23 protein-coding genes are annotated in these 25,251 nt (G+C 70.2%); 8 read left to right on the forward strand and 15 right to left on the reverse strand.

Annotation, left to right across the window (positions count from 1 at the left end; genetic code table 11):
• The first annotated feature begins 1 nt into the window (after position 1).
• The 4 genes from ACZ5J1_RS17310 (at position 2) to ACZ5J1_RS17325 (ending at position 6,024) form a co-directional block, all read left to right on the forward strand.
• Complete coding sequence (locus tag ACZ5J1_RS17310) at positions 2 to 1,498, forward strand: peptidoglycan D,D-transpeptidase FtsI family protein (protein ID WP_464560782.1); 1,497 nt, start codon at positions 2 to 4, stop codon at positions 1,496 to 1,498.
• Entirely contained in the window at positions 1,495 to 2,985 is a 1,491-nt protein-coding gene (locus ACZ5J1_RS17315) for a protein kinase domain-containing protein (protein WP_464560783.1), read from the forward strand. The genes ACZ5J1_RS17310 and ACZ5J1_RS17315 overlap by 4 nt, the downstream gene beginning before the upstream one ends.
• The gene (pknB, locus tag ACZ5J1_RS17320; RefSeq protein WP_464560784.1) at positions 2,982 to 4,748 is read left to right on the forward strand and encodes a Stk1 family PASTA domain-containing Ser/Thr kinase; all 1,767 of its coding nucleotides are present in this window, start codon (positions 2,982 to 2,984) and stop codon (positions 4,746 to 4,748) included. Before ACZ5J1_RS17315 ends, pknB begins: the two co-directional genes overlap by 4 nt.
• Positions 4,749 to 4,836: 88 nt before the next feature.
• Positions 4,837 to 6,024, forward strand: a complete 1,188-nt coding sequence (locus ACZ5J1_RS17325) for a DUF3089 domain-containing protein (protein ID WP_464560785.1) — start codon at positions 4,837 to 4,839, stop codon at positions 6,022 to 6,024.
• A 63-nt stretch (positions 6,025 to 6,087) separates the two neighbouring features.
• Here ACZ5J1_RS17325 and ACZ5J1_RS17330 read toward each other — a convergent pair whose 3' ends face one another.
• The gene (locus ACZ5J1_RS17330) at positions 6,088 to 6,561 is read right to left on the reverse strand and encodes a cell division protein CrgA (RefSeq protein ID WP_464560786.1); all 474 of its coding nucleotides are present in this window, start codon (positions 6,559 to 6,561) and stop codon (positions 6,088 to 6,090) included.
• Positions 6,562 to 6,580: 19 nt separating this feature from the next.
• Between ACZ5J1_RS17330 and ACZ5J1_RS17335 the strand changes: the two genes are divergently transcribed.
• Complete coding sequence (locus tag ACZ5J1_RS17335; RefSeq protein ID WP_464560787.1) at positions 6,581 to 7,339, forward strand: DUF881 domain-containing protein; 759 nt, start codon at positions 6,581 to 6,583, stop codon at positions 7,337 to 7,339.
• Positions 7,340 to 7,355: 16 nt separating this feature from the next.
• Here ACZ5J1_RS17335 and ACZ5J1_RS17340 read toward each other — a convergent pair whose 3' ends face one another.
• From ACZ5J1_RS17340 to ACZ5J1_RS17365, 6 genes are read right to left on the reverse strand one after another with little or no spacing between them, the layout of a single operon-like run.
• Positions 7,356 to 8,279 carry a rhomboid family intramembrane serine protease gene (locus ACZ5J1_RS17340; RefSeq protein WP_464560788.1) on the reverse strand — a complete coding sequence of 308 codons (924 nt, stop codon included), beginning with the start codon at positions 8,277 to 8,279 and terminating at the stop codon, positions 7,356 to 7,358.
• Positions 8,280 to 8,312: 33 nt separating this feature from the next.
• Positions 8,313 to 8,807 carry a peptidylprolyl isomerase gene (locus ACZ5J1_RS17345; RefSeq protein ID WP_464560789.1) on the reverse strand — a complete coding sequence of 165 codons (495 nt, stop codon included), beginning with the start codon at positions 8,805 to 8,807 and terminating at the stop codon, positions 8,313 to 8,315.
• A gap of 9 nt (positions 8,808 to 8,816) precedes the next feature.
• The gene (locus ACZ5J1_RS17350) at positions 8,817 to 9,149 is read right to left on the reverse strand and encodes a DUF3817 domain-containing protein (RefSeq protein WP_464560790.1); all 333 of its coding nucleotides are present in this window, start codon (positions 9,147 to 9,149) and stop codon (positions 8,817 to 8,819) included.
• Positions 9,146 to 9,931: an SURF1 family protein gene (locus ACZ5J1_RS17355; protein ID WP_464560791.1), complete on the reverse strand. Its 786-nt coding sequence runs from the start codon at positions 9,929 to 9,931 to the stop codon at positions 9,146 to 9,148. The genes ACZ5J1_RS17350 and ACZ5J1_RS17355 overlap by 4 nt, the downstream gene beginning before the upstream one ends.
• 43 nt (positions 9,932 to 9,974) lie before the next feature.
• Positions 9,975 to 11,018: a Glu/Leu/Phe/Val dehydrogenase family protein gene (locus ACZ5J1_RS17360; protein WP_464560792.1), complete on the reverse strand. Its 1,044-nt coding sequence runs from the start codon at positions 11,016 to 11,018 to the stop codon at positions 9,975 to 9,977.
• On the reverse strand, positions 10,975 to 14,478 hold the full coding sequence (locus tag ACZ5J1_RS17365; RefSeq protein WP_464560793.1) for an indolepyruvate ferredoxin oxidoreductase family protein: 3,504 nt from the start codon (positions 14,476 to 14,478) through the stop codon (positions 10,975 to 10,977). The genes ACZ5J1_RS17360 and ACZ5J1_RS17365 overlap by 44 nt, the downstream gene beginning before the upstream one ends.
• 157 nt (positions 14,479 to 14,635) lie before the next feature.
• On the opposite strand from ACZ5J1_RS17365, the gene ACZ5J1_RS17370 reads away from it, so the two are divergent.
• The gene (locus ACZ5J1_RS17370) at positions 14,636 to 15,088 is read left to right on the forward strand and encodes an Lrp/AsnC family transcriptional regulator (protein ID WP_464560794.1); all 453 of its coding nucleotides are present in this window, start codon (positions 14,636 to 14,638) and stop codon (positions 15,086 to 15,088) included.
• On the forward strand, positions 15,085 to 16,506 hold the full coding sequence (locus ACZ5J1_RS17375; protein ID WP_464560795.1) for an APC family permease: 1,422 nt from the start codon (positions 15,085 to 15,087) through the stop codon (positions 16,504 to 16,506). The genes ACZ5J1_RS17370 and ACZ5J1_RS17375 overlap by 4 nt, the downstream gene beginning before the upstream one ends.
• 45 nt (positions 16,507 to 16,551) lie before the next feature.
• On the opposite strand, the gene ACZ5J1_RS17380 is transcribed toward ACZ5J1_RS17375, so the two are convergent.
• The gene (locus tag ACZ5J1_RS17380; protein ID WP_464560796.1) at positions 16,552 to 16,989 is read right to left on the reverse strand and encodes a GNAT family N-acetyltransferase; all 438 of its coding nucleotides are present in this window, start codon (positions 16,987 to 16,989) and stop codon (positions 16,552 to 16,554) included.
• Positions 16,990 to 17,021: 32 nt separating this feature from the next.
• On the opposite strand from ACZ5J1_RS17380, the gene ACZ5J1_RS17385 reads away from it, so the two are divergent.
• Positions 17,022 to 17,360: an antibiotic biosynthesis monooxygenase family protein gene (locus ACZ5J1_RS17385; RefSeq protein WP_464560798.1), complete on the forward strand. Its 339-nt coding sequence runs from the start codon at positions 17,022 to 17,024 to the stop codon at positions 17,358 to 17,360.
• A gap of 15 nt (positions 17,361 to 17,375) precedes the next feature.
• On the opposite strand, the gene ACZ5J1_RS17390 is transcribed toward ACZ5J1_RS17385, so the two are convergent.
• The 7 genes from ACZ5J1_RS17390 to ACZ5J1_RS17420 form a co-directional block, all read right to left on the reverse strand.
• Positions 17,376 to 18,071 (reverse strand): tyrosine-protein phosphatase, encoded by a 696-nt coding sequence (locus tag ACZ5J1_RS17390; protein WP_464560800.1) that lies wholly within the window; start codon positions 18,069 to 18,071, stop codon positions 17,376 to 17,378.
• Between the two features lie 38 nt (positions 18,072 to 18,109).
• Positions 18,110 to 20,401 carry a right-handed parallel beta-helix repeat-containing protein gene (locus ACZ5J1_RS17395; protein ID WP_464560802.1) on the reverse strand — a complete coding sequence of 764 codons (2,292 nt, stop codon included), beginning with the start codon at positions 20,399 to 20,401 and terminating at the stop codon, positions 18,110 to 18,112.
• Positions 20,402 to 20,525: 124 nt separating this feature from the next.
• A complete protein-coding gene (locus tag ACZ5J1_RS17400; protein WP_464560804.1) occupies positions 20,526 to 21,005 on the reverse strand; it encodes a DUF2505 domain-containing protein in 480 nt (159 codons plus the stop codon).
• Between the two features lie 32 nt (positions 21,006 to 21,037).
• On the reverse strand, positions 21,038 to 22,453 hold the full coding sequence (locus ACZ5J1_RS17405) for a PepSY-associated TM helix domain-containing protein (protein WP_464560806.1): 1,416 nt from the start codon (positions 22,451 to 22,453) through the stop codon (positions 21,038 to 21,040).
• A gap of 77 nt (positions 22,454 to 22,530) precedes the next feature.
• On the reverse strand, positions 22,531 to 23,274 hold the full coding sequence (locus ACZ5J1_RS17410) for a hypothetical protein (protein ID WP_464560808.1): 744 nt from the start codon (positions 23,272 to 23,274) through the stop codon (positions 22,531 to 22,533).
• A gap of 59 nt (positions 23,275 to 23,333) precedes the next feature.
• Positions 23,334 to 24,545 carry a hypothetical protein gene (locus ACZ5J1_RS17415; protein ID WP_464560810.1) on the reverse strand — a complete coding sequence of 404 codons (1,212 nt, stop codon included), beginning with the start codon at positions 24,543 to 24,545 and terminating at the stop codon, positions 23,334 to 23,336.
• The gene (locus ACZ5J1_RS17420; RefSeq protein ID WP_464560812.1) at positions 24,538 to 25,056 is read right to left on the reverse strand and encodes a SigE family RNA polymerase sigma factor; all 519 of its coding nucleotides are present in this window, start codon (positions 25,054 to 25,056) and stop codon (positions 24,538 to 24,540) included. The genes ACZ5J1_RS17415 and ACZ5J1_RS17420 overlap by 8 nt, the downstream gene beginning before the upstream one ends.
• Positions 25,057 to 25,251: the final 195 nt, after the last annotated feature.

Consider the following 25,251-nt stretch of genomic DNA (forward strand, 5'->3'; position numbering starts at 1 on the left):
GATGAACAAGCCCATCCGCACGATGTCGATCCTGGTCGGCCTGCTCTTCCTCGCGCTGCTGGTCAACCAGACCTGGCTGCAGTCCTTCGGCGCCGACCGCTGGAACAGTGACGCTCGCAACCGTCGGGTCGTGGACGCCGAGTACTCGCGCCAGCGCGGCGCCCTGCTGGTCGGGCGCACCCCGATCGCCGAGTCGGTGCCGAGCGACGACCTCTACAAGTTCCAGCGCACCTACCCGTCCCCGCTGATGTACGCCGGCCTCACCGGCTACTACGCCTACGGCGGCGCGATCACCGGCCTGGAGCGCTCGCAGAACAAGGTGCTCTCCGGTGAGGACGACCGGCTCTTCGTGCCGCGGATGATCGACCTGCTCGGCGACAACGGTCAGCAGGGCGGCAACGTCGAGATCACCATCAACGCCAAGGCGCAGAAGGCCGCCTGGGACGGGATCAACGACCTGCCGGGCAAGGACGTCAAGGCCGCGGTCGTCGCGATCGAGCCCAGCACCGGCCGGATCCTCGCGATGGCGACCACCCCGACGTTCGACCCGAACAAGCTGGCCAGCCACGACTTCGACGCCGCCACCAAGGCCTACACGAAGCTCAACGCCGACGACGCCCAGCCGCTGCTCAACCGGGCCAACCAGATGGCGCTGCCGCCGGGCTCGACCTTCAAGGTGGTCACCGCCGCCGCGGCGATCGAGCACGAGGGGTACGACGCCGACTCGACCGTCCCCGGCGGCCCGACCTACCAGCTGCCGCTCACCAGCGGCGAGACCGGGCTGATCGACAACGAGGGCCGGGCCTGCGGCAGCTCCACCAAGGGCGTCTCGTTCCGCCAGGCGATGGAGAACTCCTGCAACACCACGTTCGCCCAGCTCGCCGTCCAGGTCGGCGCCGAGAACATGGCCGAGACCGCCGAGGGCTTCGGCTTCAACCGGGTCTACTTCGACGACCTGCAGGGCACCAACGGCAAGAGCACGACCGCGATCTCGACGTTCCCGAATGCGATGGACAAGGCCCAGACCGGCCAGTCCGGCTTCGGCCAGTTCGAGGTCCGCGCGACCCCGCTGCAGATGGCGATGGTCGCCGCCGGGCTGGCCAACAACGGCTCGGTCATGAACCCCTACCTGGTCGACGAGGTGCAGTCCGCGGACTCCGACACCGTCGACACCACGCCGCCGTCCGAGCTCTCGAAGGCGGTCAGCCCCAGCACCGCCGCCGAGGTGACCAAGCTGATGGTCTCCACCGTCGACGACGGCACCGCCTCCCCGGCGGCGATCCCGGGGATCAAGGTCGCCGGCAAGACGGGCACGGCTCAGTCCGGTCAGCCCGACGTGTCGCCGTACGCCTGGTTCATCTCGTTCGCGCCGGCGACCAAGGCGAAGGTGGCGGTCGCGGTGATGATCGAGAGCGCCGACATCCCGCGTGACGACGTGGCCGGCGGCAAGTGGGGTGGCCCGATCGCCAAGGCCGTGATGGAGGCGGTGCTCAAATGAGTCATTTCGTCGACGGCGCCGGTCGTTACCGCGCCGACAGCCTGATCGCCACCGGCGGGATGGGCGAGGTCTGGAAGGGGTGGGACACCACCCTCGACCGGGCGATCGCGCTCAAGGTGCTGCGCCGTGAGTACGCCGGCGACTCGATCTTCCGCGCCCGGTTCGAGGCCGAGGCCCGGCACGCCGGCAGCCTGTCCGCGCCCGGGATCGCCGCGATCTGGGACGTCGGGCAGTCCCTGGACGAGGACGGCGTGCCGCGCCCGTTCCTGGTGATGGAGCTCGTCGACGGGCAACCGCTCTCCGCGCTGATCCGGCACGGGGAGCCGATGGATCCCGACGTGGTCCGGCACCTGGTCGCGCAGACCGGCGACGCGCTCGCGGTCGCCCACCGGGCCGGGATCGTGCACCGCGACGTGAAGCCTGCCAACATCCTGGTCACCGCCGACCGGCAGGTGAAGATCACCGACTTCGGCATCGCCCGCGCGCTGTCGGCGATGGCGCTGACCGGCACCGGCGCGGTGATGGGCACCCCCCAGTACCTCTCCCCGGAGCAGGCCCGCGGCGACGCCGCCTCCCCGGCCTCCGACGTCTACGGGCTCGGCGTGGTCGCCTACGAGTGCCTCTCGGGGGCGCGGCCCTTCGACAAGGAGACCGCCGTCGCGACGGCGTTGGCACACCTCAACGACGACGTACCGCCGCTGCCGGCGTCGGTCCCTGCCGACCTGGCCGCCGTGGTGATGCGGGCGTTGACCAAGCGTCCCGCCGAGCGCTACCAGGACGGGGCGGCCTTCGCCGCCGCGATCCGGGCCGCCGACGGCACCGGTCCGGTGCCCGTCGTTCCCGCGGCCACGACGACCACGGTCAGCACGCACCCGGTGGCCCCGGTGCTCGTCTCCAACCCCGCCACGCAGGTGCTGGCGCCGGTGCCCGGACCGGGCACGCTGCCGGCGGCCGAGGAGGAGTCCGACCGGTGGCCGCTCTGGGCGATCATCGCCACGGTCGCGGTGGTGGTGCTGATCGGTCTGATCGGCTGGCTGGTGCTGCGCAACAACGCCCCCGAGCCCGTGATCACCCCGCGCCCGTCGTCGCAGCCCTCGAGCGCGTCGGCGAACACCTCGCCCAGCACGAGCCCGACCGCGACCCCGAGCACGTTCTCGCTCGACCCGGCCTCCTACGTGGGCGCCGACATCGATTCGGTCCTGGCCGACCTCAGAGGCCTCGAGCTGAGGCCGACTAGTCATCAGGTGCCCAACCCGGGCGACCAGACCCCGAACACCGTCGTGGCGATCGAGCCGAACTCCAACCTCAGCGCCGGCGACACGGTCGACGTCGCCTTCTACGGGCCGCTGCCCACCCCGACTCCCACGCCCACCACCCCGGCTCCGACGGAAACCCCCGAGCCGACCGAGACACCCACCACGCCGACCAGCACGGCGACCCCCAGCGGGGAGACCTCGTCTCCTGCAGCCCGGAAGGAAACGCGATGAACGCGGAGAACAGCGCAGGCAAGCCCCCCGTGATCGTGGGCGGCCGCTACGAGCTGGGCGAGCTGCTCGGCCGCGGCGGGATGGCCGAGGTCCGGAAGGGCACCGACACCCGGCTCGGGCGCGTGGTCGCGGTCAAGCGGCTGCGCACCGACCTCGCCTCCGACGCGACCTTCCAGGCCCGCTTCCGACGTGAGGCGCAGTCCAGCGCCAGCCTCAACCACCCGGCGATCGTCGCGGTCTACGACACCGGCGAGGAGACCATCGACGACGGCGCCGGGCACGAGATCCGCCAGCCCTACATCGTGATGGAGTACGTCGCCGGCCGCACGCTGCGCGACATCCTCCGTGAGGGTCGCAAGATCCTGCCCGAGCGTGCCCTCGAGATCAGCTCCGGCGTCCTGTCGGCGCTCGACTACAGCCACCGCGCCGGGATCATCCACCGCGACATCAAGCCCGGCAACGTGATGCTCACCCCGAGCGGCGACGTGAAGGTGATGGACTTCGGCATCGCCCGCGCGATGTCGGACGCCCAGTCGACGATGACCCAGACCGCCGCGGTGGTCGGCACCGCGCAGTACCTCTCCCCGGAGCAGGCGCGCGGCGAGCAGGTCGACTCCCGCTCGGACGTCTACTCCGCCGGCTGCCTGCTCTACGAGCTCCTCACCGGCCGGCCGCCGTTCGTCGGGGACTCCCCGGTCGCGGTCGCCTACCAGCACGTCCGGGAGCAGCCGACGCCGCCGAGCGACCACGACTCGACGCTGCCGCCGGCCCTGGACGCGATCGCGCTCAAGGCGCTCGCCAAGAGCGTCGACGACCGCTACCAGTCGGCCGCCGAGATGCGTGCCGACATCGAGCGCTACCTCGACGGCCAGCCGATCACCACCGTCGCCCCGGCCGCGGCCACCCAGGTCGCCGCACCGCCGGTGCCGCCGCTGATCCCGCTCAGTGACGACGACGAGGACGAGCCGAGCCGCACCGGTCTGATCATCGGGATCGTCGCGCTGGTGATCGCGCTGATCGTCGCTGGCATCCTGCTGTGGCCCAAGCTGTTCCCGGGTGCCCCCGAGCAGGTCCAGGTGCCGCAGCTCGTCGGACTGACCGAGCAGCAGGCCCGGGTCGCGATCGGCGACGCCGGTCTCGCGGTCAACGTGGACAGCTACGAGTCCTCGGACTCGGTGCCGAACGGCAGCGTGATCCGGCAGGACCCGGTCCAGGACACGTACGTCGACCCCGGAGCCTCGGTCTCGATCGTGCTCTCCAAGGGCAAGCCGCAGGTGACGATCCCGTCGTTGACCGGTCAGACCACCGAGGAGGCCACCGCGGCACTCGAGGCGCTCGGGCTCACGGTGAAGACCGAGGACACCGACAGCGACGAGCCCAAGGACACCGTGGTCGAGACCAGTCCGAGCAGCGGCGAGCTGGTCGAGGACGGCACCCAGGTCACGCTAACCATCTCGAAGGGACCCAAGAAGGTCCCGAACGTGATCGGGATGAACCAGTCCCAGGCCGAGCAGGCGATCCGGGACCAGGGCTTCAACCCGGAGTACCGGCCCGACGCCGCTTCGACCGAACCGGCCGGAACGGTGACCGACCAGTTCCCGACCGCGGGCAAGGGCGTCACCGCGAAGCAGGGCGACACCGTGCTGATCTTCGTGTCGACGTACGTGCCGACGGACGTGCCCAGCAACCAGGTCGGGGCCTGCATCACGCCGACTCCCGGGGTGGAGCTGGGACCGAACGACCCGCCGCCCTGCGACCAGTGATTTATCCCCAGCTGGGGATGATCCTGTGGAGAACTACAGGCGTGTAATTCCTCCACAAGGTTCTCCCCAGATGTGTAGAACAGGGGCTGTGGAGAACCGAGGGCGCCTGCTCGTCGCTGGAGTGCTCGTGGCCGTGCTCGCCGCGGCGGGGTGTTCGGCCGGCGGTGAGGACGACGGGCGTGCCACGCCGACGGCACCGAGCACGCCCTCGGCGTCGGTCGCGGAACCGAGCGACCTGCCGGTGACGCACCCGACGGTGTGGCTCTGCCACCCCGCCCGGGCGAAGGACGCGTGCCGGCCACCACTGAGCGTCACCACCGTCCGCGCCGACGGCAGCACGGCCGAGGGCTCGACCCCGCGAGCCGCGGACCTGCCGGTCGACTGCTTCTACGTCTACCCGACGGTGTCGGAGGCCACGGCCGACTACGCCCCGCTGGAGATCACTCCCGAGCTGCGTGCCGTGGCGCGCGCCCAGGTGGGTGCCTTCTCCGAGGTCTGCGACGTCTACGCGCCGGTCTACCGCCAGTTCACCCGCGCGCTCCTGCTCAGCGGCGGCAAGCACGACCCGGCGCTGACCAACCGGGCCCACGACGACGTCCGGTCCGCGTTCCACGACTACCTCAACACCCACCCCGGGCGGCCCTTCATCCTGATCGGGCACTCCCAGGGCGCGATGCAGCTGACCCGACTGGTGCAGGAGGAGCTCGACGGGCCCACCGTCGAGGCGGCCGACCTGCGCGCACGGCTCGTGACGGCGATGCTGATCGGCGGGAACGTCAAGACGGCTCCGGACCGCCCGACCGAGGGCAGCTTCATCCAGGTGCCGCTGTGCACCCTGCCCGGGGAGACCGGCTGCGTGATCGCCTACAACTCCTACGCCGCGCAGCCGCCGCCGAACGCCATCTTCGGCCGCACCGACCAGCAGACCGGTCAGGTCGCCGCCTGCACCGACCTCGGTTCCCTGCTCGAGGGCGGCGGTAGCTCGGTCGACCTGCACCCGATGTATCCGGCGGAGATGGTCGCCGCGATCACCGGGCGGAAGGCGTCGACGACGTTCGTCGCGTTGCCCGACTACCTCAGCGCCCGCTGCCGCAGCGGAGGCGGGTTCACCTGGCTCGAGGTCTCGGTCTCCGACGATCCGGACGACGTCCGTCCCGACACGCTGCCGGAGTCGCTGGGGCCGGCCTGGGGGCTGCACCGGATCGACGTCAACGTCGCGCTGGGGGACCTGGTCACGATCGCCCGGCTGCTCAGCGCGCAGATCCGGCAGGGCTAGCGAAACGACAGAGCCTCCGCCCGAGGGCGGAGGCTCTGAGGAGAAGCGCGGGTCGGGCCGGGCTCACTCCCAGCGCGTGGCGTAGACGAAGCCGGTTGCCATGAAGGCGATACCGACGAAGAGGTTCTTCTGCCCCAAGTCGTTCATCACCCAGATCGGCGAGAGGTCGTCGCTGAAGACGTAGAAGACGCAGATCCAGATCAGACCGGCGAGGAAGGAGCCGAGCATGCCGACCACGACGCCCCGGCCGCGACCCAGCGGGGTCGACGGGTGCGCGGCGAAGATCAGACCGGCGAAGAAGAGGCCGAATCCGATCAGGTAGTTCCAGTGACCCCAGTTCTGCAGAAACTCGGGGCCACCCGCCTTGCCGTCGTCACCCGGCCGGACCACCGCGTAGTAGAAGGTGATCCAGGCGATGCCGGCGATGATCAGCGCCAGCGAGATGATGAACCGGACCGTGAAGATCTTTTCGCGGGGGCCGTCGAGGTGGCGGAGAGCATCGTCATCCTTGCCACCGGAACGCTTCAGTCGAGACACGGGCCGTAGCCTAGGCCATGTGTCTGAGCCGAACACCACCCCGCCGCGCACCTGGCGGTCCCGCGCGTGGCGGATCGGCACCCCCGTGGCCGTCGGGACCTGCGGCGCGCTCTTCGTGGTGAGCGCCCTCAACAGCAACGGCACCGACCTGCGCCCGGGGCGTTACGTCGACCTCTACCAGTTCGTCGGGAGCGAGGCGCAGCGCTACCAGGGGCTCGAGGAGCAGGTCAGCGACCTGACCTCGGAGGTCAACGACCTCACCTCCCGGGTCTCCGACACCGGGGTGCGCAAGCTGCGCGTCCAGGCGGAGCAGCTGCGCGCGGACGCCGGCTCGACCCAGGTCACCGGAGCGGGCGTGGCCGTGACCATGCAGGACGCCGACGACGACCTGATCGCCGCGGCGAGCAACGACACCGCCAACCAGATGGTCGTCCACCAGCAGGACGTCCAGGCGGTCGTGAACGCGCTCTGGCGCGGCGGCGCGACCGCGATGACGATCAACGGTCAGCGGATCATCTCGACCACCGGGATCAAGTGCACCGGCAGCACGATCAGCCTGCAGGGCGTGCCCTACCCGCAGCCGTTCGTGATCGAGGCGGTCGGCAACCCGACCCTCCTGATGCACGCGGTCAACCAGGACTCCTACGTCTCCCTCTACCGGGAGGCGGCGGCCGATCCGACGATCGCGGTCGGCTGGAGCATCCAGGGGGCGAGCTCGATCACGGCGCCGGCATACGCCGGTCTGCGCGACCTCTCCTACGCCCGGCCGCTGAAGTAGCCCGACGTCGACCGGCTCAGGCGTTGAGCACGGCGGTGCGCAGCACGGTGAGCGCCGCCAGCAGCACGCCCATCGCGACGACGGCGCCCCACTGGTACGTCGCCCGCTTCGGGCCGCGCGGTGCCCACACGATCGCCGCAGCGATCACAGCACCACCGACCAGGCCACCGAGGTGGGCCTGCCAGGAGATGCCCGGCACCGCGAAGCTGTAGGCGACGCTGATCGCGATCCAGATCAGCATCCCCTGCGGGGCCTGCCGAGTCTTGAGTACGACGATGAGCAACGCGCCCAGCAGACCGAATACCGCCCCCGAGGCGCCGACGGTGAGGCCGTGCTCGTAGCCGAACCAGTAGACGGCCACGGACCCGGCGAAGCCCGAGAGCAGGTAGATCGCCAGGAAGCGCGCCTTGCCGAAGACGGCCTCGAGCTGCGAGCCGAGGATCCAGACGTTCAGCACGTTGAAGAACAGGTGCGTGAGACCCACCTGGACGAAGACGGACGTGATCATCCGCCATACGGCGCCGTCGGCGACGCCGGGATACCAGTCGAGGCCGTTCACGTCGCACACCTGCTGGTTGATCCCGATCAGGCTCTCGCCGGGGATCTCGCAGAAGCCCTTGGGCAGCATCGCCAGCCACGGGACGAGCGAGGAGCCGTTGCCGCCGGTGAGCTGGATCAGTCCCCACACGACGACGTTGATGATCACGATGACGACGGCGATCGATCGACCGGAAGGGATCAGGCCGCCGTACGTCGTGCGCGCCTGGCGCACGTTCTCGTTGCCCTCGCGCACGCAGTCGGGGCACTGGAAGCCCACGCTCGCGCTGACCATGCAGTCAGGGCAGATGGGGCGGTCGCACCGCTGACACCGGATGTGCGTCTCGCGCCCGGGGTGCCGATAACAGGTCGGAACCCCGGGCGCGGGCGTCGCGTCACTCATCGTGAGACGTCAGATGGGTGCAGCAGGGGTGGGTCAGTCGATGATCTCGACGGACTCGATCACGACCGGCTCGACCGGGCGGTCACCCGCGGCGGTCGGGGTGGTGCCGATCGCGTCGACGACGGCCTGCGAGGCGGCGTCGGTCACCTCACCGAAGATGGTGTGGCGCATGTTGAGCCACGGGGTCTCGGCGACGGTGATGAAGAACTGCGAGCCGTTGGTGCCCGGGCCGGCGTTGGCCATGGCGAGCAGGTACGGCTTGTTGAAGGTGAGCTCGGAGGTGAACTCGTCCTTGAACTGGTAGCCGGGGCCACCGGTGCCGGTGCCCTGGGGGCAGCCACCCTGGAGCATGAAGCCCTCGATGACGCGGTGGAAGATCAGGCCGTCGTAGAACGGGCCGGACTTCACGTCCTGGCCCTTCTCGCCCTTGGCGAGGCCGACGAAGTTCTCGACCGTGGCCGGAGCCTGGTTCGGGAAGAGCTCGATGGTGATGTCGCCGCGGTTGGTGTGCAGAATCGCTGAAGTCACGCAGCAACCTTAGACGGTGGCTGGTGCCGGCTCGAACAGCTCGGGGTGCTCGGCCTTGAACCGGCTCGAGACGCGGTGCTCGACGAAGAACATCAGGACCGGGATCAGGCCGGCGACGATGATGGCGACGAAGGACGACAGCGGCCACCCGGTGCGACGGATGAACGGCACCGCGACGATCAGGTAGACCATGTAGACGTAGCCGTGGATCATCCACAGCCACCACAGGTCCGGGATGTCCTCGCTGACGAAGTGGACCAGGACCCAGTCGATGCTGGCCGCGAGGAGGAGCACGCCGACCGCGATCGCGAGGATCCGGTAGGCGGTGAAGAGCTTGATCACGGCTGCGAGGCTACCGGGGCGTCCTGAGGAGCGTTCTCAGGCTCCCGCTCGTCCTGCTCGGGGTGGCGCAGCTCCTGGACGTACTTCCACCACAGGAACAGCGCGAACGCGCCGAAGAACCACCACTCGATCGCGTACAGGAAGTTGCGCAGGCCGGCGCCGCCGTCGCTCTTGGGGAGCTGGGCGAGCTCGGCGGCGGCCAGACCGGCGGTCGGCTCGGTCGCGATCGCGTAGCCGCCGTACAGGTCCTGGTCGACGTGCTGGATCAGGTCGGCGATCCGCATCTGCGGCAGCTCGTCGTCGCTGGGATCGGTGTCGGCCTCGAGCGTGCCCTCGCCCGGCTGCAGCCAGCCGGTGAGGGTGACGTCGCCGGTCGGGGCCGCGGGAGCCGACGCCGGGTCGAGGACCCAGCCGCGCACGACCGGGATCGCCGGCTCGCCCTCGCCGCCGACGGCGACCGGCGTAACCACCCAGTAGCCCTGCTCACCGTCGTGCTCACGGCCGCTGACGTAGACGGTCCCCGTCGGGACCCAGGCGCCGGTGATCGTCACCGGGCGTCCGACGTCCCCGCCCGGGAACGGGTCGTCGGAGCCGAAGACGTCGTCGAGGGGGACGGGGCTCTCACCCGTCAGGTCGACCTGGGAGGCGGTGCGGTGGTCCTGCCACACGCCCCACTGCCACGCGCCGAGCGCGACGGCGGCCGCCAGCAGCACCGCACCGACGAGGTGGGCACCCCACATCCGGCGACTCCACCACGACTCCGGTGGGACGTCAGCAGGCATACCTGGAGGGTACGTCGACAGCCAACGCCCACCGAATCAGCCGTCAGGCGGGGTGGCCGGCCAGGATCCGGTCGCGCTGCAGGTCCGCCGCGGCCAGCGGGGTGATCCCGTGCGCCTCGGCGTCGGCGAGCAGCCGGTCGACCCGGACCCCGATGGCCTCGACGGCGCGGGAGATCCGGTCGTGCTTCCACTCCATCCGCAGGCCGTGGATGTGGATCACGCCGCCGGCGTTGGCGATGAAGTCGGGGATGTAGAGGATCCCGCGCTCGGCGAGCAGGTCGGCGATCGACTCCTCGGTCAGGGTGTCGTTGGCGGCGCCGGCGATGATCTTGCAGCGCAGCTGCGGCAGCACCTCGACCGAGACCACCTTGGCGGTGGCGCACGGAGCCCAGACGTCGCACTCGAAGCCGAGCACCTCGTCGGGACCGATCACGGAGGCGCCGATCGCGGCGGCCACGTCGTGAGCGCGATTCACGTCGACGTCGGTGACGGTGACGACCGCACCGTGCTCGCGCAGCTGCTTGGCCAGCGAGTGCCCGACGTGTCCGACGCCCTGGACCAGGACTCGGACGCCTTCGAGGCTCTCGGTGCCGAACTCGTGCCGGCAGGCGCTGCGGATCGACTCGTGCACGCCGAGCGCCGTCCACGGCGACGGGTCCTCGTGGGAGCAGGTGGCCTCCGCGCCGGCCTCGGCCATCAGCGCCAGGTCCGTCGCCGAGGTGCCCATGTCCACACCGGGGAGGTAGGCGCCGTCGAGGCGGGCGACGAACTCGCCGAAGCGACGCATCCAGGCCTCGCGCACCACCGGGTCGGTCGAGGAGCCGTCGTCGATGATGACCGACTTCGCGCCGCCGTACGGCAGGTCGGCGAGGGCGTTCTTCGCGGTCATCGCGCGGGCGAGACGCTGCGCTTCGCGGGCGCCGTCCCACACCGTGGGGTAGGAGCGCATCCGGACGCCACCGAGGCCGGGGCCGAGCGTGGTGTTGTCGATGGCGATGACCGCGGTCAGGCCGATCTCGGGATCGGAGCAGAAGATGAGCTGTTCAGACGCCGTGACGTCGGGGAGCTCGACCCGGGTGGTGCTCACGTGTGTTTCCTTTCGACTGTGCGGGCAGGATCGCCACCCGCGCGGGGTTTCCCGAGAGGGGAGCTGGGTCGGCGGTTCGCGCCTCCAGCTGGGCCATCAGCTCATCGACGCGGGCGCGGTAGCGCTCGACGTTGGCGAGCTTGATGTGCTCGTAGCCGCGCACCAGGTCGGGTGCGGCCAGGAGTTCGAGGACGAGGTCGAGGGACGCCTCGTCGAGGGTGCGGTCGAGTGCCCGCTCAGCGACGGCGCGGTACTCGCCCGGCAGCGCCTGCTCGGTGCGACGGACGGTGCCGAAGCCGAACGGGTTGAGCCGGCTGCGGCGCAGGAAGCGCAGCGCCACCAGCAGGTGCAGCACCGGCACGAACCAGCGGCCGAGGGCGATCTTGCGCTTCATCCCGAGGGCCCGCAGCACGGGCGGGTGCAGCATGATCCGGACCTTGGTCGGCTCACCGAGCGAGGCGTCACGGCGAGCGGCCTCGACGCCGTCGAGGTGCAGTCGGGCGACCTCGTACTCGTCCTTGTAGGCGGTCAGCTTGAAGAGGCCCTCCGCGTACGCCGCGGCGATCCGGTCGGCCTGGTCCATCCGGGCGCCCTGGGTCAGTGCCTGCGCGCGGGTGCCGGCGACGTCGGCGATGAACCGGTCGGCGGTGCGCTGGTCCTGCCAGGCCCGGAGCTCGCCGGTGAGCCGGTCGAGTCGGTGCTCGCCCTCCTCGGCGCTGCGCGGCTGGTGCTCGTCGAGCAGGCTCGGGTCGTGCGCGGCGATCCGGCCGAGGCGGAAGGCGGCCAGGTTGGACTCGACCGCGGAGCCGTTGAGCCGGATGGCCTGCTCGATGGCGTCGGCCGAGATCGGCAGGGCGCCGTGCTGGTAGGCGGCACCGATGGTGATCAGGTTGGCCGGCAGGTGGTCGGCGAAGAACGTCTTGGACAGCCCCTCGGCGTCGACGTACAGGTTGTCGCCGCCCGTCGCGGCGTCGATCCGGGTGCGCAGGCTCTGCCAGGTCGGCATCGTCGTCCCGGTGTCCTGCACCATCGTGGCGGTCGCGGTCTCACCGGTGTTGACCACCGCGATCGCGCCGGGGCGCAGCGAGTCCAGGTGGGCGTCGCTGGCCGCACCGAGCGGGTCCAGCCCGAGGAGTACGTCGACGGTGCCACGTCCCGCCCGGAGCTGGCCGGTGATCGGGTGGTCGGCCAGGCGCAGGTCGGAGATGACCGGGCCGCCCTTCTGCGCCAGCCCGATCTGCTCGAGCCCGCCGGCGTAGCGGCCCTCGAGGAAGGCCGCCATCTGCAGGATCGCCGAGACGGTCACGACCCCGGTCCCGCCGATGCCGGGCATCCGGACGAGCACCTCGGAACCGACCCGCCGCTGCGGCTCGGGCAGGGCGACGTCGGGGACGGTGCGCGGCTTCGGACGGCCCTGGGTGCGCACCATCACGAACGAGGGGCAGTCACCGGAGAGGCAGGAGAAGTCCTGGTTGCACGAGGACTGGTGGATCTGGGTCTTGCGGCCGAACTCGGTCTCGGTCGGGACGACGGACAGGCAGGTCGACTTGGCGCCGCAGTCGCCGCAGCCCTCGCAGACCCGCTCGTTGATCCAGACGTGGTCGGCCGGGATCGGGGCCTTGCCCCGCTTGCGCATCCGGCGCTCCTCGGTGGCGCAGCGGTCGATGTGCAGCAGCACGCTGACCCCGGGCTCGTCCTCGAGCGTGCGCTGCAGCTCCTGCAGCCGGTCGCGGTGGTGCACCTCGACGTTGCGCCCGAACCGGGTGCCGCGCCACGCCTGCGGGTTGGCGGTGGTGATCACGATCCGGCCGACGCCCTCCAGCGTCAGCCACTGGGTCAGTGTCGGGATGTCCATCTGGCCCGAGGGGTGCTGCCCGCCGGTCATCGCGACCGCGTCGTTGAAGAGCAGCTTGTAGGTCATCGTGGCGCCGGCCGCGACCGCAGCCCGGATCGCCAGTGACGCCGAGTGGTAGAAGGTGCCGTCGCCGACGTTCTGGAAGAAGTGCCGGTCGGTCGTGAACGGCTCCAGGCCCAGCCACTGCGTGCCCTCACCGCCCATCTGGGTGATCCCGACGAGCTTGCCCCGCTGGGGTCCGGTCGGGTTCTTCTCCAGCGCGACCATGGCGTGGCAGCCGATCCCGACGCCGACGAGCTGGTCGGCCTGGGCCCGGGTCGAGATGCTGTGCGGGCACCCGGAGCAGAACGCGGGGGTGCGCGAGGGCAGCAGGGTGAGCTGGCGGATCCGGCTGCGCGGTGCGGGCACCGAGACGGTCGGCGCGAGCTCGGGAAGCACTCGGACGAGGGCCCTGATGATGTCGTCGGAGAGCAGCTCGCTGCGCGGGCTGAGGAGTGCGGCGCCGGCCGCGTCGGTCTTGCCGAGCACCGCCGGCTGGTCCGGGGTGCCGTAGAGGGCCTCGCGGATCAGGCCCTCCAGAAAGGGCAGCTTGTCCTCGATCACGAGGATCTGCTCGACCCCGGTGAAGAGTCGGCGGGCGCAGTCGACCCCGAGCGGCCAGGGCATCCCGAGCTGGACCAGGCGGATGCCGTGGGCGTCCAGCGCGGTGTCGTCGAGGCCGAGGTCGCTGAACGCACGCAGCAGTGCCTGGTAGCTCAGCCCGGCCGCGACGATCGCGGTCCGTGCCCGAGGCGGTTCGTGCGTGATCCGGTTCAGACCCGCCACGTCGGCGTACTCGATCGCACGCTCGAGGCGGGCGGTCATCTGGTCGAACTCGGCGTCGAGGTTGGACGGAGGGAGCAGGGTCGGGGGAGCGAAGGTGCCGGGTCGGGTCAGGTCGGGGATCGAGTCGAGGAGACCGCCGACCTCGACGAACGCGGAGGAGTCGGCCACGTCGGCGACGATCTTGAGTCCGGTCCACAGTCCCGAGTACCGCGACATCGCGAAGGCGTGCAGGCCGAGGCTGAGGATCTCCTCGACGGTTCCGGGGGCGAGCAGCGGCATCACCAGGCTGCGGCACATCGGCTCGCACGAGCTCGGAAGCGTCGAGGACTTGCTCGACGGGTCGTCGCCGATCCAGGCGACCGCTCCGCCCAGCGGTGCGGTCCCACTGAGGTTGCCGTGGCGGAGGGCGTCGGCGGCGCGGTCCAGGCCGGGGTTCTTGCCGAACCAGACGCCGGTGATCCCGTCGACGGTGCGGTGGTCGAGCTCTCCGACGAGCTGGGTGCCGGCGACGGCGGTCGCGGCGAGCTCCTCGTTGAGGCCGGCGCGGAAGACGACCCCGGCGGGGGTCAGCATCTGCTCGAGCCGGATCACCTCGCGGTCGATCCCGCCCAGCGGCGAGCCTTGGTAGCCGGAGATGAACAGGCCGGTGCTCAGGCCGCGAGCCGCGTCGAGGCGACGCTGGTCGAGCATGGTCCGGACCAGCGCCTGGATCCCGGTGAGAGGAACCTCTCCTGCGGTCGCGCTGTAGCGCTCGTCGAGCGTGGTCACGCTCCGGGTCATGGACCCCACCTCCGTGGCCGTGTGTGTCGTGGATCACACTGCTCCCCGGCGGTCGCTGGCGCAACATTGACGCACGTTCCCTGCGATCTCCGCACGATTAAGCCATCTCGACGTCTTCCAGACGCTTGATTCCGGGAGTCGGACGTACGATTGATGCGTGGATGCCATCGACCACCAGATCCTCGCCCTGCTCACCGCCGACGCCCGCCGTCCGGTCGCCGACATCGCCGCCGAGGTCGGCCTCTCACCGGCTCCGGTGAAGCGCCGGATCGACCGGATGGAACGCGACGGGGTCATCCAGGGCTACACGACCGTCGTCGACTACGCCGCCACGGGCGTAGCGTTGGAGGCGTTCATCGAGATCCGGGTGCTGGGCTCGATCGACACCGGCGAGGTCTGGGCCGATCTGCAGGTGATGCCCGAAGTCGTGCAGATGCTCACCATCGCCGGTGATCCCGACGCCCTGGTCCGGGTCCGGGTGGACAACGTGGACCACCTGGCTCGGGTGGTCAACCAGATGCGCAAGACGGGCAAGCTCACCGGCACCAAGACCCTGATCGTGCTGGACGAACTGACCCCGGCGCGATCAGCGACAGGAGACCGGTCATGACCCAGGCACCGACCGCATCACCCAGCACGCCTCCGGAGCTCAAGCGGGTCATCGGCCCGAAGCTCCTCCTGCTCCTCATCGTCGGAGACATCCTCGGCACCGGCATCTACGCCCTCACCGGCCAGGTCGCCGGCGAGGTCGGCGGCGCCGCGTGGGCGCCGTTCCTGATCGCGTTCGGGATCGCGACGCTGACCGCGTTCAGCTACCTCGAGCTGGTCACCAAGTACCCCCGGGCGGCCGGCGCCGCGCTCTACGTGCACAAGGCGTTCGGGATCCACTTCGTCACCTTCATCGTGCTGTTCACGGTGATGTGCTCGGGGATCACGTCGGCGGCGACCGCGTCGCGCGCGTTCGCGGTCAACATGCTGACCGCGTTCAGCGGCGGGACGGCACCGGACCCGACCGAGCCGTCCCTGATGGCGATCTCGCTCGGCTTCCTGCTGGTCGTGATGATGGTCAACTTCCGCGGCGTCGCCGAGTCGGTCGGGACCAACGTGGTGCTGACCCTGGTCGAGCTCTCCGGCCTGCTGCTGGTGATCATGATCGGGCTGTGGTTCCTGGTCGACAAGGACCCCAACTGGGAGGCGGTGACCGTCTTCGAGTCACCGGACGACAAGAGCACCTGGGTCGCCCTCACGACCGCGACCGCGCTCGCCTTCTTCGCGATGGTCGGGTTCGAGGACTCGGTCAACATGGCCGAGGAGACCAAGGACCCGGTGAAGATCTTCCCGAAGGTGATGCTCACCGGCCTCGGCATCACCGCGGTGATCTACGTGCTGGTCTCAATCTGCGCCGTCGCGATCGTGCCGGTCGGTGAGCTGGCCAACAGCGAGGTTCCTCTGGTGACCGTGGTCGAGACCGCCGCACCCAACTTCCCCATCGGTGACCTGCTGCCGTGGATCTCGATGTTCGCCGTGGCCAACACCGCGCTGATCAACATGATGATGGCGAGCCGGCTGCTCTACGGGATGTCCCGGTCGGGGGTGCTTCCGAAGGTGCTGGCCACGGTCCATGAGAACCGCCGCACCCCGTGGATCGCGATCATCTTCACCACCGTGATCGGTCTCGGCCTGGTCGTCTTCGTCAACGCCGATCCCGAGAGCTCGGTCGTCGCGCTCCTCGGCGGCACCACCGCGCTGCTGCTGCTCTGCGTCTTCGCGGTGGTCAACGTGGCGGTGCTGGTGCTGCGCCGCAGCCCCGTCGAGCACCGGCACTTCCGCACCTGGCCCGTCGCCGCGGTGACGGCGGCGGTCTGCTGCGTCTACCTGGTGCTGCCGTTCAGCGGACGCGATCCCGAGCAGTACAAGATCGCCGCGGTCCTGCTCGGCATCGGGGTGGCGCTCTGGGCGCTGACGTTGGTGATCAACAAAGTCACCGGCACCCACGCCGATCGCGATCTCTCCGACGTGGAGTCCTGATCAGCGGCGGAGCCGCTGCCCTCAACCGCGGCGGAGCCGCTGCCCTCAACCGCGGCGGAGCCGCATGGGCGTGTGCAGGAAGTCCTCGAAGAAGTCCTCCCCGTCACGCTCGAAGCCGAGCGAGCCGTACCAGCCGGTGAGCGGGGTCTGGGCGTCCAGCACCACGTCGCGCTCCGGCTCACGCTCGGCGGTGATCGCCAACGCGTGGGTCATCAGCTGGTCGGCCAGTCCCTGCCCCCGCGCGGCCATCGACAGCACCACCCGCCCGATCCGCCACTCGTCACCGTCGTCGAGCACCCGGAGGTAGCCGACCACGTCGTCGTCCTCGACCAGGACGACGTGACGCGTGCCGGGCTCGGCGTCACGGCCGTCGAGGTCCGGGTAGAGACAGGCCTGCTCGAGGATGAAGACCTGCTGCCGCAGCCACCAGGCGCCGTACGCGAGGAGGGGCGGGAAGTCGGCGATGGAATGATCGGAGATCACTCGCCGAGCCTAGCCATCGACCAGGGGATCCAGTGACCATCGCCTCGACTCCGGAGCCGCCGTACACCGCGGTCATCTTCACCTCGACCCGCACCGAGGGCGATCAGGGCTACGCGGTGATGTCGGCCCGGATGGAGGCGCTGGCCGCGCAGCAGCCGGGCTTCCTCGGCGTCGAGTCGGCCCGTGAAGACCTCGGGATCACGGTCTCCTACTGGGTCGACCATGCTGCGGCCGCCGCGTGGAAGCTGGTCTCCGAGCACGCGATCGCGCAACGGCGCGGCCAGGACGCCTGGTACGACGACTACGAGGTGCGGATCGCGACGGTGGAGCGTGCCTACCGCCATCCCCGATCCGGTCGCTCGACCGACTGAGCCCAGCCGCTGAGCTCAGTCGAGCAGGCGCTCGGCCAACCGGTCGAGGGTCTCCTGGGTGCCGCCGTGGCCGAGGAACCAGGCGTTGCCTCCCGCGGCGTCGAGCGCGTCGAGGAAGTCACCGATCGCGTCGGCCGGTGCTGCGGCGAGATACTGGGGCAGGGTCGCCAGCGTGACGCCGCCGGAGAAGCCGGCCACCGAGCGCTCCATCCGGGCCCACACGCCCTCCATCGCACCGGCGGTGAGGACGTAGTCGGCGATGATCGCCTGCCGGTCGACCCCGACCAGCGCCAGCGCGGCCGCGACCGAGACCCCGGTGCGGTCCTTGCCGGCCGAGCAGTGCACGAGCACCGGCGTCGCCGCGGTCGCGATCTCGGTGATGACGTCGACCAGGATCGCGGCCAGCGGCGGCTGCAGGAAGCCGAGGTAGACCTCGCCGAGGCTCTGCGGCATCTGGGTCAGGTTGGAGCCGCTGAGCAGCGGCAGGGAGACCACGCGGGCCTCCTCGGCCAGCGGGTGGTGCGAGACCGCCTCGACGGTGTCACGCAGGTCGAGCACCGTCGCCGGCGGCCAGGCGGCGATCCCCGGCGCCTCGTCGCCCGCCAGGGGAGCGTCACTGCGCAGCAGCACGCCGGGACGGACGCCGCTGACCACCTCGCCGACGTCACGGGCGTTGGCGAGGTGGTCGAGATTCGGGTGCGGCGTGGTCACGAGAGGCGATCCTAGGCGCCCCAGCCCGCCCCCGGGGCTCAGCCCGCCAGCGCGGCGAACGGTGCGGCGGCTCCGTAGATCTTGTACAGGCCGAACGGACCGGCACCGAAGAAGCTGCACCGGTCGTCGAACAGCTCCGTGGCGCGGGCGTCGGTCATCCCGGCGCCGTACCCGTAGGCGGCGTCACCCGGCGAGCCGTTGATCGGGCCGGTGGCGAAGTTCCGGATCCGCTGCACCATCCCGAGCCGGTGGCTGGCGTCGGCCTTGCGCCACCAGCTGCAGGTGAAGCTCGACAGCGCTCCCGGGGTCTGCACCGCGGTGATGGCGGCCGAGGCCCACTTCTCCGCGGTCGCCGTGGCGGCCTGACGGGCGACCTGGCTGGTCAGCACGCCGGCGAAGGGGGAGCACAGCTTCGGCGAGAACCCCGCCGCGCAGATGTCGGCGAACATGCTCAGCTGGTCGGCCCGGCTGGGTCCGGCGGCCGCCGCCAGGGCGGTCGGGCTGCCGGTGCCCGGCTTGCTCGGCGTCACCGTCCAGGAGCAGGTGTTGCTGTCCCCGTTCGGGTATCCGGCGATCTGGAAGCCGGCCAGGCACGCGACCAGCTCGGCCTCGTTGACCACGTCGAGCAGCCCGACGCTGAGCGCGGGGTTGGTGCCACCGGCACAGTCCGGGAGCACCGGGGGTGCGCTGGTGACGGCGGCGCCGCCGGCCCCTCGGTTGCTCCACCAGCAGTTGCCGGTGTTGCCGACGAAGCTGTCCCACCAGAAGTCGGTGCCGTTGGGCTTCTTCGCGCCGTTCGGGGCCTCGCCCATGATGTTGTGGTGGAACTTGTTGTCGTACGACGTCGAGATCCCGGTGGTGCTGCAGCCGGGCACCGGCGTCGTGCTGCCGATGATCGGACCGCACACGGTCGCGTCCGGCACGGCGTAGAGCATCACGCCGCGACGCCAGTTGTCGTAGAACCGGTTGCCCTCGAGCGTGTTCGCGTTGCCGCCGGCGAGCCAGAGGCCGGTGCCGACGGGTGAGGCGATGAACGGCGCCACGTCGCTGCCGGCGACGTACGGGTTGAAGTTGTTGCTGTAGAAGTTGTTGTTCCGGATCGTGTTGCCGTGCTGCGGGAACCCGGGGTGGCCCGGCGCCGTGAAGACGTCGGTCGTGTAGCCGAGCGCGTTGTCGTAGAAGTTGTTGTGCTCGACCAGCGTGCCGTGGCTGTTGGTCCCGGAGAAGCCACCCGCGTTGTGGTGGCTGTCGCAGAGCCGGACGACCTGGCTGAAGCGGGCCTTCGGGTAGAACTTCTCGTACCGCTTGTCGGTCGAGTCGGCGCCCGAACCGGGGTAGAGCCCGGAGTCGCCGCTGCCCATCGCCTCGCAGTTCTGCATCACGCCGTGGTCCTCGACGAAGGTGAGGACGCCGTAGCCGCCGGCGTAGTAGGTCTTGAACCGGTCGAGCAGGTAGCCGTCGGTCTCCATCACGTAGATGGCGTGCTCGCGGGCGTGCCGGACGGTGACGTTGCGCAGCACGAAGCCGTCGGCGCGGTCGACGAAGATGCCGACGTCCTTGCGGTGACCGGCGGCGGAGGGTCCGCCGTTGCCCGCCTTGGGATCGCCGGCCTCGACGATCACGTCGTCGGCGCTGACGCCGGAGCCCTCGAGCTGGACGTTGCAGCGGATGCAGGAGCCGACGTTCGGGATGCCGTGCCGGTCCTCGTGCGGCGTGGCCGGCAGCGGTGCGGTGTCCGGGCCGCGGCCGATCACGGCGACCAGGTTGGCGTCGTTGGGGCAGTTGAGCTGGTAGTCGTGGCTGAGCGCACCCGGGTCGCCGCTGTCAGCCTTGGTGGCCCACTTCGCGATGCAGCGCTTGTCGTGCGTGGGCTGCTTCGCCGCGGTCGGCTCGGTGTAGAGGCCCGGCATCACGACGACGCGGTCGTTGTTGCGCGAGGCGGTCACGGCCGGCTGGATCTCGCGGAACTTGCACTGCTTGAACAGCTTCTTGTTGATCTTGAGCAGGTTGCGCGCCGCTGCCTTGCTGAACGTGCGGTGGTCGGTCGGGCGGATGTTGTAGCCCCGCTTGCGCGCCTTGCTGATCGAGGCACGGACCCGCTTCATCGAGTCCCTCTGGCACACGACGCGGGTGGTGCCGACCAGCTTCTTGTTCAGCGACGAGGTCAACGTCCGCGCGGTCGGGACCGCACCGCCGGCACACGGCTTGACCGTGCAGTCGGGCTTCGGGTCGGGCCAGTACGACGGCCTCTCGACATGGGCCTGGGCCTGGGGCGTGACCAGGATCAGCCCGGAGAGGAGGACAGCGAGAGCAAGGACAAGTCGACGCACGGCAGTGGCACCCTTCGACATGGGCGGCGCCCCCATGACGCCGCCCACTGCCGACACAACGACGAGAACATGTTGCTGTTATGGCTTTCTCAGGTTTTGTTCAGGTGGCCTGGTCCACACCGCGTCAGGCGTGCTCGGCGAGCCACGTCGCGCCGACACCCTGCTCCAGGTCGAACCCGGCACCGGTGAGGTCGCAGACCAGCTTCTCCAGCTTGCCGCCGATCAACGGCACCGACGCCTTGACCTCCAAGGAGTAGGTCAGCGTGCTGCCCGTCCCCGCCTCGGCGACCACGACGGTCCCGGTGATCGAGGTCGGCTTCCCGGGGGCGTCGACCACCACGTCGGCCGACGTGCCGGACCAGGTGTGGGTGCTGATCGCCTGCGTGCTCTCCCCGACGAACTTCTTCGCGAACGAGGGCACGCCGGTCACGGCCTGACGCTGGTCGGTCGTCACCACGACGGAGTCCCCGCCGCCCGACACGGTGGTCGAGCTCGAGATCGCGGCGGTCGCCTGGGCGACCTGATCCCAGAAGTCGGGGTGCTGCATCATCGCGACGACCGCAGCGACCGAGGCGTCGTACTGGAGGGAGCGGGTCAGGTTCATGGCGACATCCTGACCCGCTCACCCCGGCCGTGTCAGTCGACCGTGTCGAACGCCGCCTTCAGCGCCGGAACCCGCCGCACGACCAGCTGGTCGAGCAGCAGTACGGCGACGAGGGTGGCGCCGAAGAGCGGCAGGAACAGCCCCAGCCCGACCAGTGCGGCGGCCAACCACCAGGTGCCCTTGATCGGCAACCGGCCCCGCGGAGCCCCGATCGAGCTGCTGTTGGACGGCCGGCGTCGCCACCACATCAGCGGTCCGGTGACGCAGAGGAACAAGATGGACACGCAGAACGCGGCGGCGCCCCAGAAGCTCACCAGTCCGAGGCTGCGTCCCTCGTGCAGACCGATGCCCTGCGAGACCGCCTTCGCCAGCAGCGGGTAGTCGGCGAAGCTGTAGTCACCGCGCACCTGGCCCGAGTACTGGTCGACGTGCACGGTCCGCTCGTCGCTCGGGTCGTGGAAGGCATCGCCCATCACCGAGTAGACGCCGCCGTCCCCGGAGGGAAGGACGATCGACATCGGGTGCTTGAGGCCCTTCTGCTCCGCCACCACGACGGCGGTGTCGACGTCAGCCACCGATCCCTGGTCGGCGTCGGAGGTGGGGACCTCGGTGTCGCCCTGCGCCCACGGGACCTGGACGGCGTGGCTGTGCGGGAGGGACTCGTCGAGCTTCGACCCCGGCTCGGAGATCGCCCCGGGGTCGGTGCTCCACATCGAGCTGCCGTTGTTGGTCGCGATCGTCTGGACCTTCTCGCCCCAGAAGCCCGTCCAGGGCAGACCGGTGAAGACCATGAACAGGATCCCGATCCCGGCCACGGCCCCGACCCAGGCGTGCCGGTGACGCAGTGCGGCGCCGGCCGCCTTCTTGGCCTTGCGGCGCAGCCGTGCGGCCCGGCCGGCGAAGAAGAGGTAGTAGCCGGTCAGGGCCATCACGATCGCCCAACAGGCAGCGACCTCGATCAGCCCGTCGCCCCACTTGCCGGTCATCAGGTCGCCGTGCAGCCGGATGGCGTAGCCGGACAGCGTCGTGTCGGGGTTGACCGACCCGAGCACCTTGGCGTGCCAGGGGTCGACGAAGACGTCGGTCGTGGAACCGTCGGCTCGGGTGATCGCGAAGGCGTTGGCGTCGTCGTCGTCCCGACCCTCGCGGATCAGGCTGACCTGGGCGGTGGGGTACTTCTCCTCCACCTTGGCGAGCTGGAAGGCGAGGCTGGTCTGGTTGGTCTGGCCGACCGGGCGCTCCACCCGCATCACGTCGGCATGCATCATCGGTTCGATCTGGAACCGGAACAGGTAGATCAGTCCGGTCGCCGCCAGCATCGCGAAGATGGGCAGGACGAGGAACGAGGCGTAGAAGTGCCAGCGCCAGAAGGCACGGAACAGTCCGGTCGGGGTGGGGCGGCCGCGCTTCTTGGACGCGGGCTCTGCGGGGTCGAGCGTGGTGGTCACGGGATCTCCTCGTGCACGTAGGGATACCGCACCTCGTGGGTGCGGTGAAGACATGCGGATGCCCGGGGAGCTGAGCTCTAGCGGGCGAGAAGTGCGGCGGGTGGGCCGCGCCGTGCCGGGCCGCGCGACCACACCGCGAGGACCGGGAGAGGGAAGTAGGTGCCCGGCCGCACGGGGGTGACCCGATCGATGCCGAGGAGGACGGCGACCTGGGCGCTGACGGCGATGCCGAGGTCGGCGACCAGCGCGTGGAAGCGGCTGGCGGCCAGCTTGATCAGCGTCCACAGCGCGCGCTCGCCCATCGCGAGCCACAGCCCGACCAGGACGGCGGCGACGATGTGAAGCGAGGCCATCAGGGGGTTCGCCGTGATGTCGGCGAAGGTGTGCACGACCCAGCCCGGGATCGCCAGCTCCGTCGGCCCGGCCTGCCCCTGCGGCAGTCCCTGCATCAGCCGGTCCTGGGCGTCCATCAACGCCCCCGACCCGGTGGTCGGCGCGATCCGCGGATGCGGCATCGACGACACCACGTGCTGGGCCGCGACCTGACCGTGGTCGCCACGGTGGCCGGCGACGGCGGCGAGGGCACTGTGGATGAAGGCCTGGCCTCCGACCGTGAGCGCGACCAGCTTGAGGGTCGACGCCTCACGTCCCAGGAACAGGGAGCATCCGGCGAGGGTGATCAGGTAGAGCGCGACCATCCCCGCCGGCCCCGGGAGCAGACCCCCGGCGCTGGTGTGCGCGACCACGCCCACGAGCAGGACGACCGCGGCCAACAGCGCAGCGCGCGTCGTGCGCAGCAGCGGTGAGGCCTGGATGTCCACCGCCCGAGTATGACTGGTGGGCCCGCGGCGCGCTGAAATCCCACTCCGCGGCGAGACGGTCAGGAGCCGAGGTACTTCCCGGCCATCCGGATGGTGCCGCTTCCGGCCGGCATCGTCCGCGTGGTGCAGTCCCCGGTGGCGCTCTCACAGGTGGTGATCTGGGTGCCGTCGACCCGCATCACCTGTCCGTCCGGCGTCCACCCGTAGGTCCTGGAGTGGCCGGGCAGCGTGATCCGGTGGCCGGTGGCGACATCGGTGAGATAGACGACCGGGTCCTTGATCACCTCGGCGCTACCGGGCCCTGCGATAACGCCGAGGAAGCGCCCATCCTCGTCGTACGACAGCATCGTGTTCGTGGTCAGGACGAACCGCCCGTCGGGGGACAGCGTGTTCCAGGCTGAGGGATGCTCGTGGGCGCGATCGAACTCATCGAAGACCTCGAGGTCCTTCGTGGACCGCAGCGGAGTCGAGTCGCCCAGCTGGTAGACGGTCTCCCCGTTCCCGCCGCCGAGTGCCCGTCCGCCGCCGGTCGACGGCAGCTGCCCGACCGGGACGTCGGCAACACGGTCGCCGGTGCGCCAGTTGATCACCTGCTGGGCGTCATCCACGCCGAGGACCACGAAGTCCCCGGTGAGCCCGATCGGGGGAACGTCCCATCCGGCCCAGGTGTACGCCGCGTCGAAGGGCTGGGTCGCGAGCTCGCGTCCGGTGGATGCCTCCACGACATGGATCGTGTATCCGGTGCCGGCCTGGGTCAGGTAGGCGAAGCGATCCGCTTGAGCATCGGCTCCCGGCACGACCTTGCCCGGGAGGTGGAGCTCCCGCACCGACCCGTCGGTGCCGACGTAGACGTAGTCACGCTTCACGTCGCCGGCGTTGTCGTTCGTCACACCGGCCACGACACCGTCGGCCGTATAGTACATCAGCTGGATCTCGACGCCGAGGTCGACGGCGTACTCGGGGTCGCTGAACCAGAGGGTGTCACCCCGCGAGAAGGCACCACCGGAGCGGTAGGCGGCCGAGACCAGACCGACGTCGCTCGCCGTGATGCTGGTGCTGGCATCCAGCCGGAGGTCGTCGTTGCCCCGGTTCGCTCCGACCACGGCGGTCGCCGCGACCAGTCCCACGGCCGCGACCGCGATGCCGCGTTGGGTGAGGGAGCGACGTCGCCGTGCCTGCCGGCCCCGGCGGAGGACCCCGGTGAGGTCCAGGTCCGGGACCTGCTCGGCTGCGGCGTGGGTACGGATCTGGTCGACCAGCTGGTCAGTCATGGTGGCTGCCTTCCGGGAGGAGGTGGGCGGAGGAACGAAGGGCCGCGAGGGCGGCCGAGGTCTGGCTCTTGACCGTGCCCGTGGACACGTTGAGCAGGTCGGCGGTCTCCTGCACGGACAGGTCGTCGAGGAAGCGCAGCGCGACGACCGAGCGTTGACCCAGGGGCAGCTCCCGCAGGAGATCGCCCAGGGCGACACGGTCGACCAGCGCGGCGGAGTGATCGCCGTGGACTGCGCCGTCGTCGGGTGCTGTGTCGGTCACGGACTCGTGCGACCACGAGTGCTTCCGGAACCAGTCCCGAGCGACGTTGACCATCACCCGCCGGGCGAAGGCCAGCGCCTTGTCCCGCTCGCGGAGTCGCGGCCAGGCCACGTAGGTCTTCACCAACGCGGACTGGACCAGGTCCTCGGCCAGCTGCCGGTCCGCCACGATCAGCACGGCCGTGCGGTAGAGCTGCGGCCACGCGGAGCTGGCGAACTCGCTGTACTCCGCCTCGCTGGTCTTACGCACGCTGGCTCCTGTCGTCGAAACGCTGTCACTCAGTAGACGGGACGAGCATGTCGATCGGTTGGGCCGCGAGCAGCGATTTCTCGCGAACGAGTGGGAAGGTCTGCTCCGGAACTGGGAGACCAATCCCGGGACATGTTCGCCTACGGAATCGCTGCTTCCGGAGGCTCAGGTTGACCATCAAGTGGCCCCAAAAGT

This window comes from Nocardioides sp. JCM 18999, assembly GCF_055391175.1.

Bases quoted from the DNA above. Each gene is read 5' to 3' on its own strand.
- ACZ5J1_RS17340 (WP_464560788.1), bottom strand. From the start codon at position 8,279: ATGAGTGACGCGACGCCCGCGCCCGGGGTTCCGACCTGTTATCGGCAC.
- pknB (WP_464560784.1), top strand. From the start codon at position 2,982: ATGAACGCGGAGAACAGCGCAGGCAAGCCCCCCGTGATCGTGGGCGGC.
- ACZ5J1_RS17315 (WP_464560783.1), top strand. From the start codon at position 1,495: ATGAGTCATTTCGTCGACGGCGCCGGTCGTTACCGCGCCGACAGCCTG.
- ACZ5J1_RS17365 (WP_464560793.1), bottom strand. From the start codon at position 14,478: ATGACCCGGAGCGTGACCACGCTCGACGAGCGCTACAGCGCGACCGCA.
- ACZ5J1_RS17375 (WP_464560795.1), top strand. From the start codon at position 15,085: ATGACCCAGGCACCGACCGCATCACCCAGCACGCCTCCGGAGCTCAAG.
- ACZ5J1_RS17310 (WP_464560782.1), top strand. From the start codon at position 2: ATGAACAAGCCCATCCGCACGATGTCGATCCTGGTCGGCCTGCTCTTC.
- ACZ5J1_RS17415 (WP_464560810.1), bottom strand. From the start codon at position 24,545: ATGACTGACCAGCTGGTCGACCAGATCCGTACCCACGCCGCAGCCGAG.
- ACZ5J1_RS17400 (WP_464560804.1), bottom strand. From the start codon at position 21,005: ATGAACCTGACCCGCTCCCTCCAGTACGACGCCTCGGTCGCTGCGGTC.
- ACZ5J1_RS17355 (WP_464560791.1), bottom strand. From the start codon at position 9,931: ATGCCTGCTGACGTCCCACCGGAGTCGTGGTGGAGTCGCCGGATGTGG.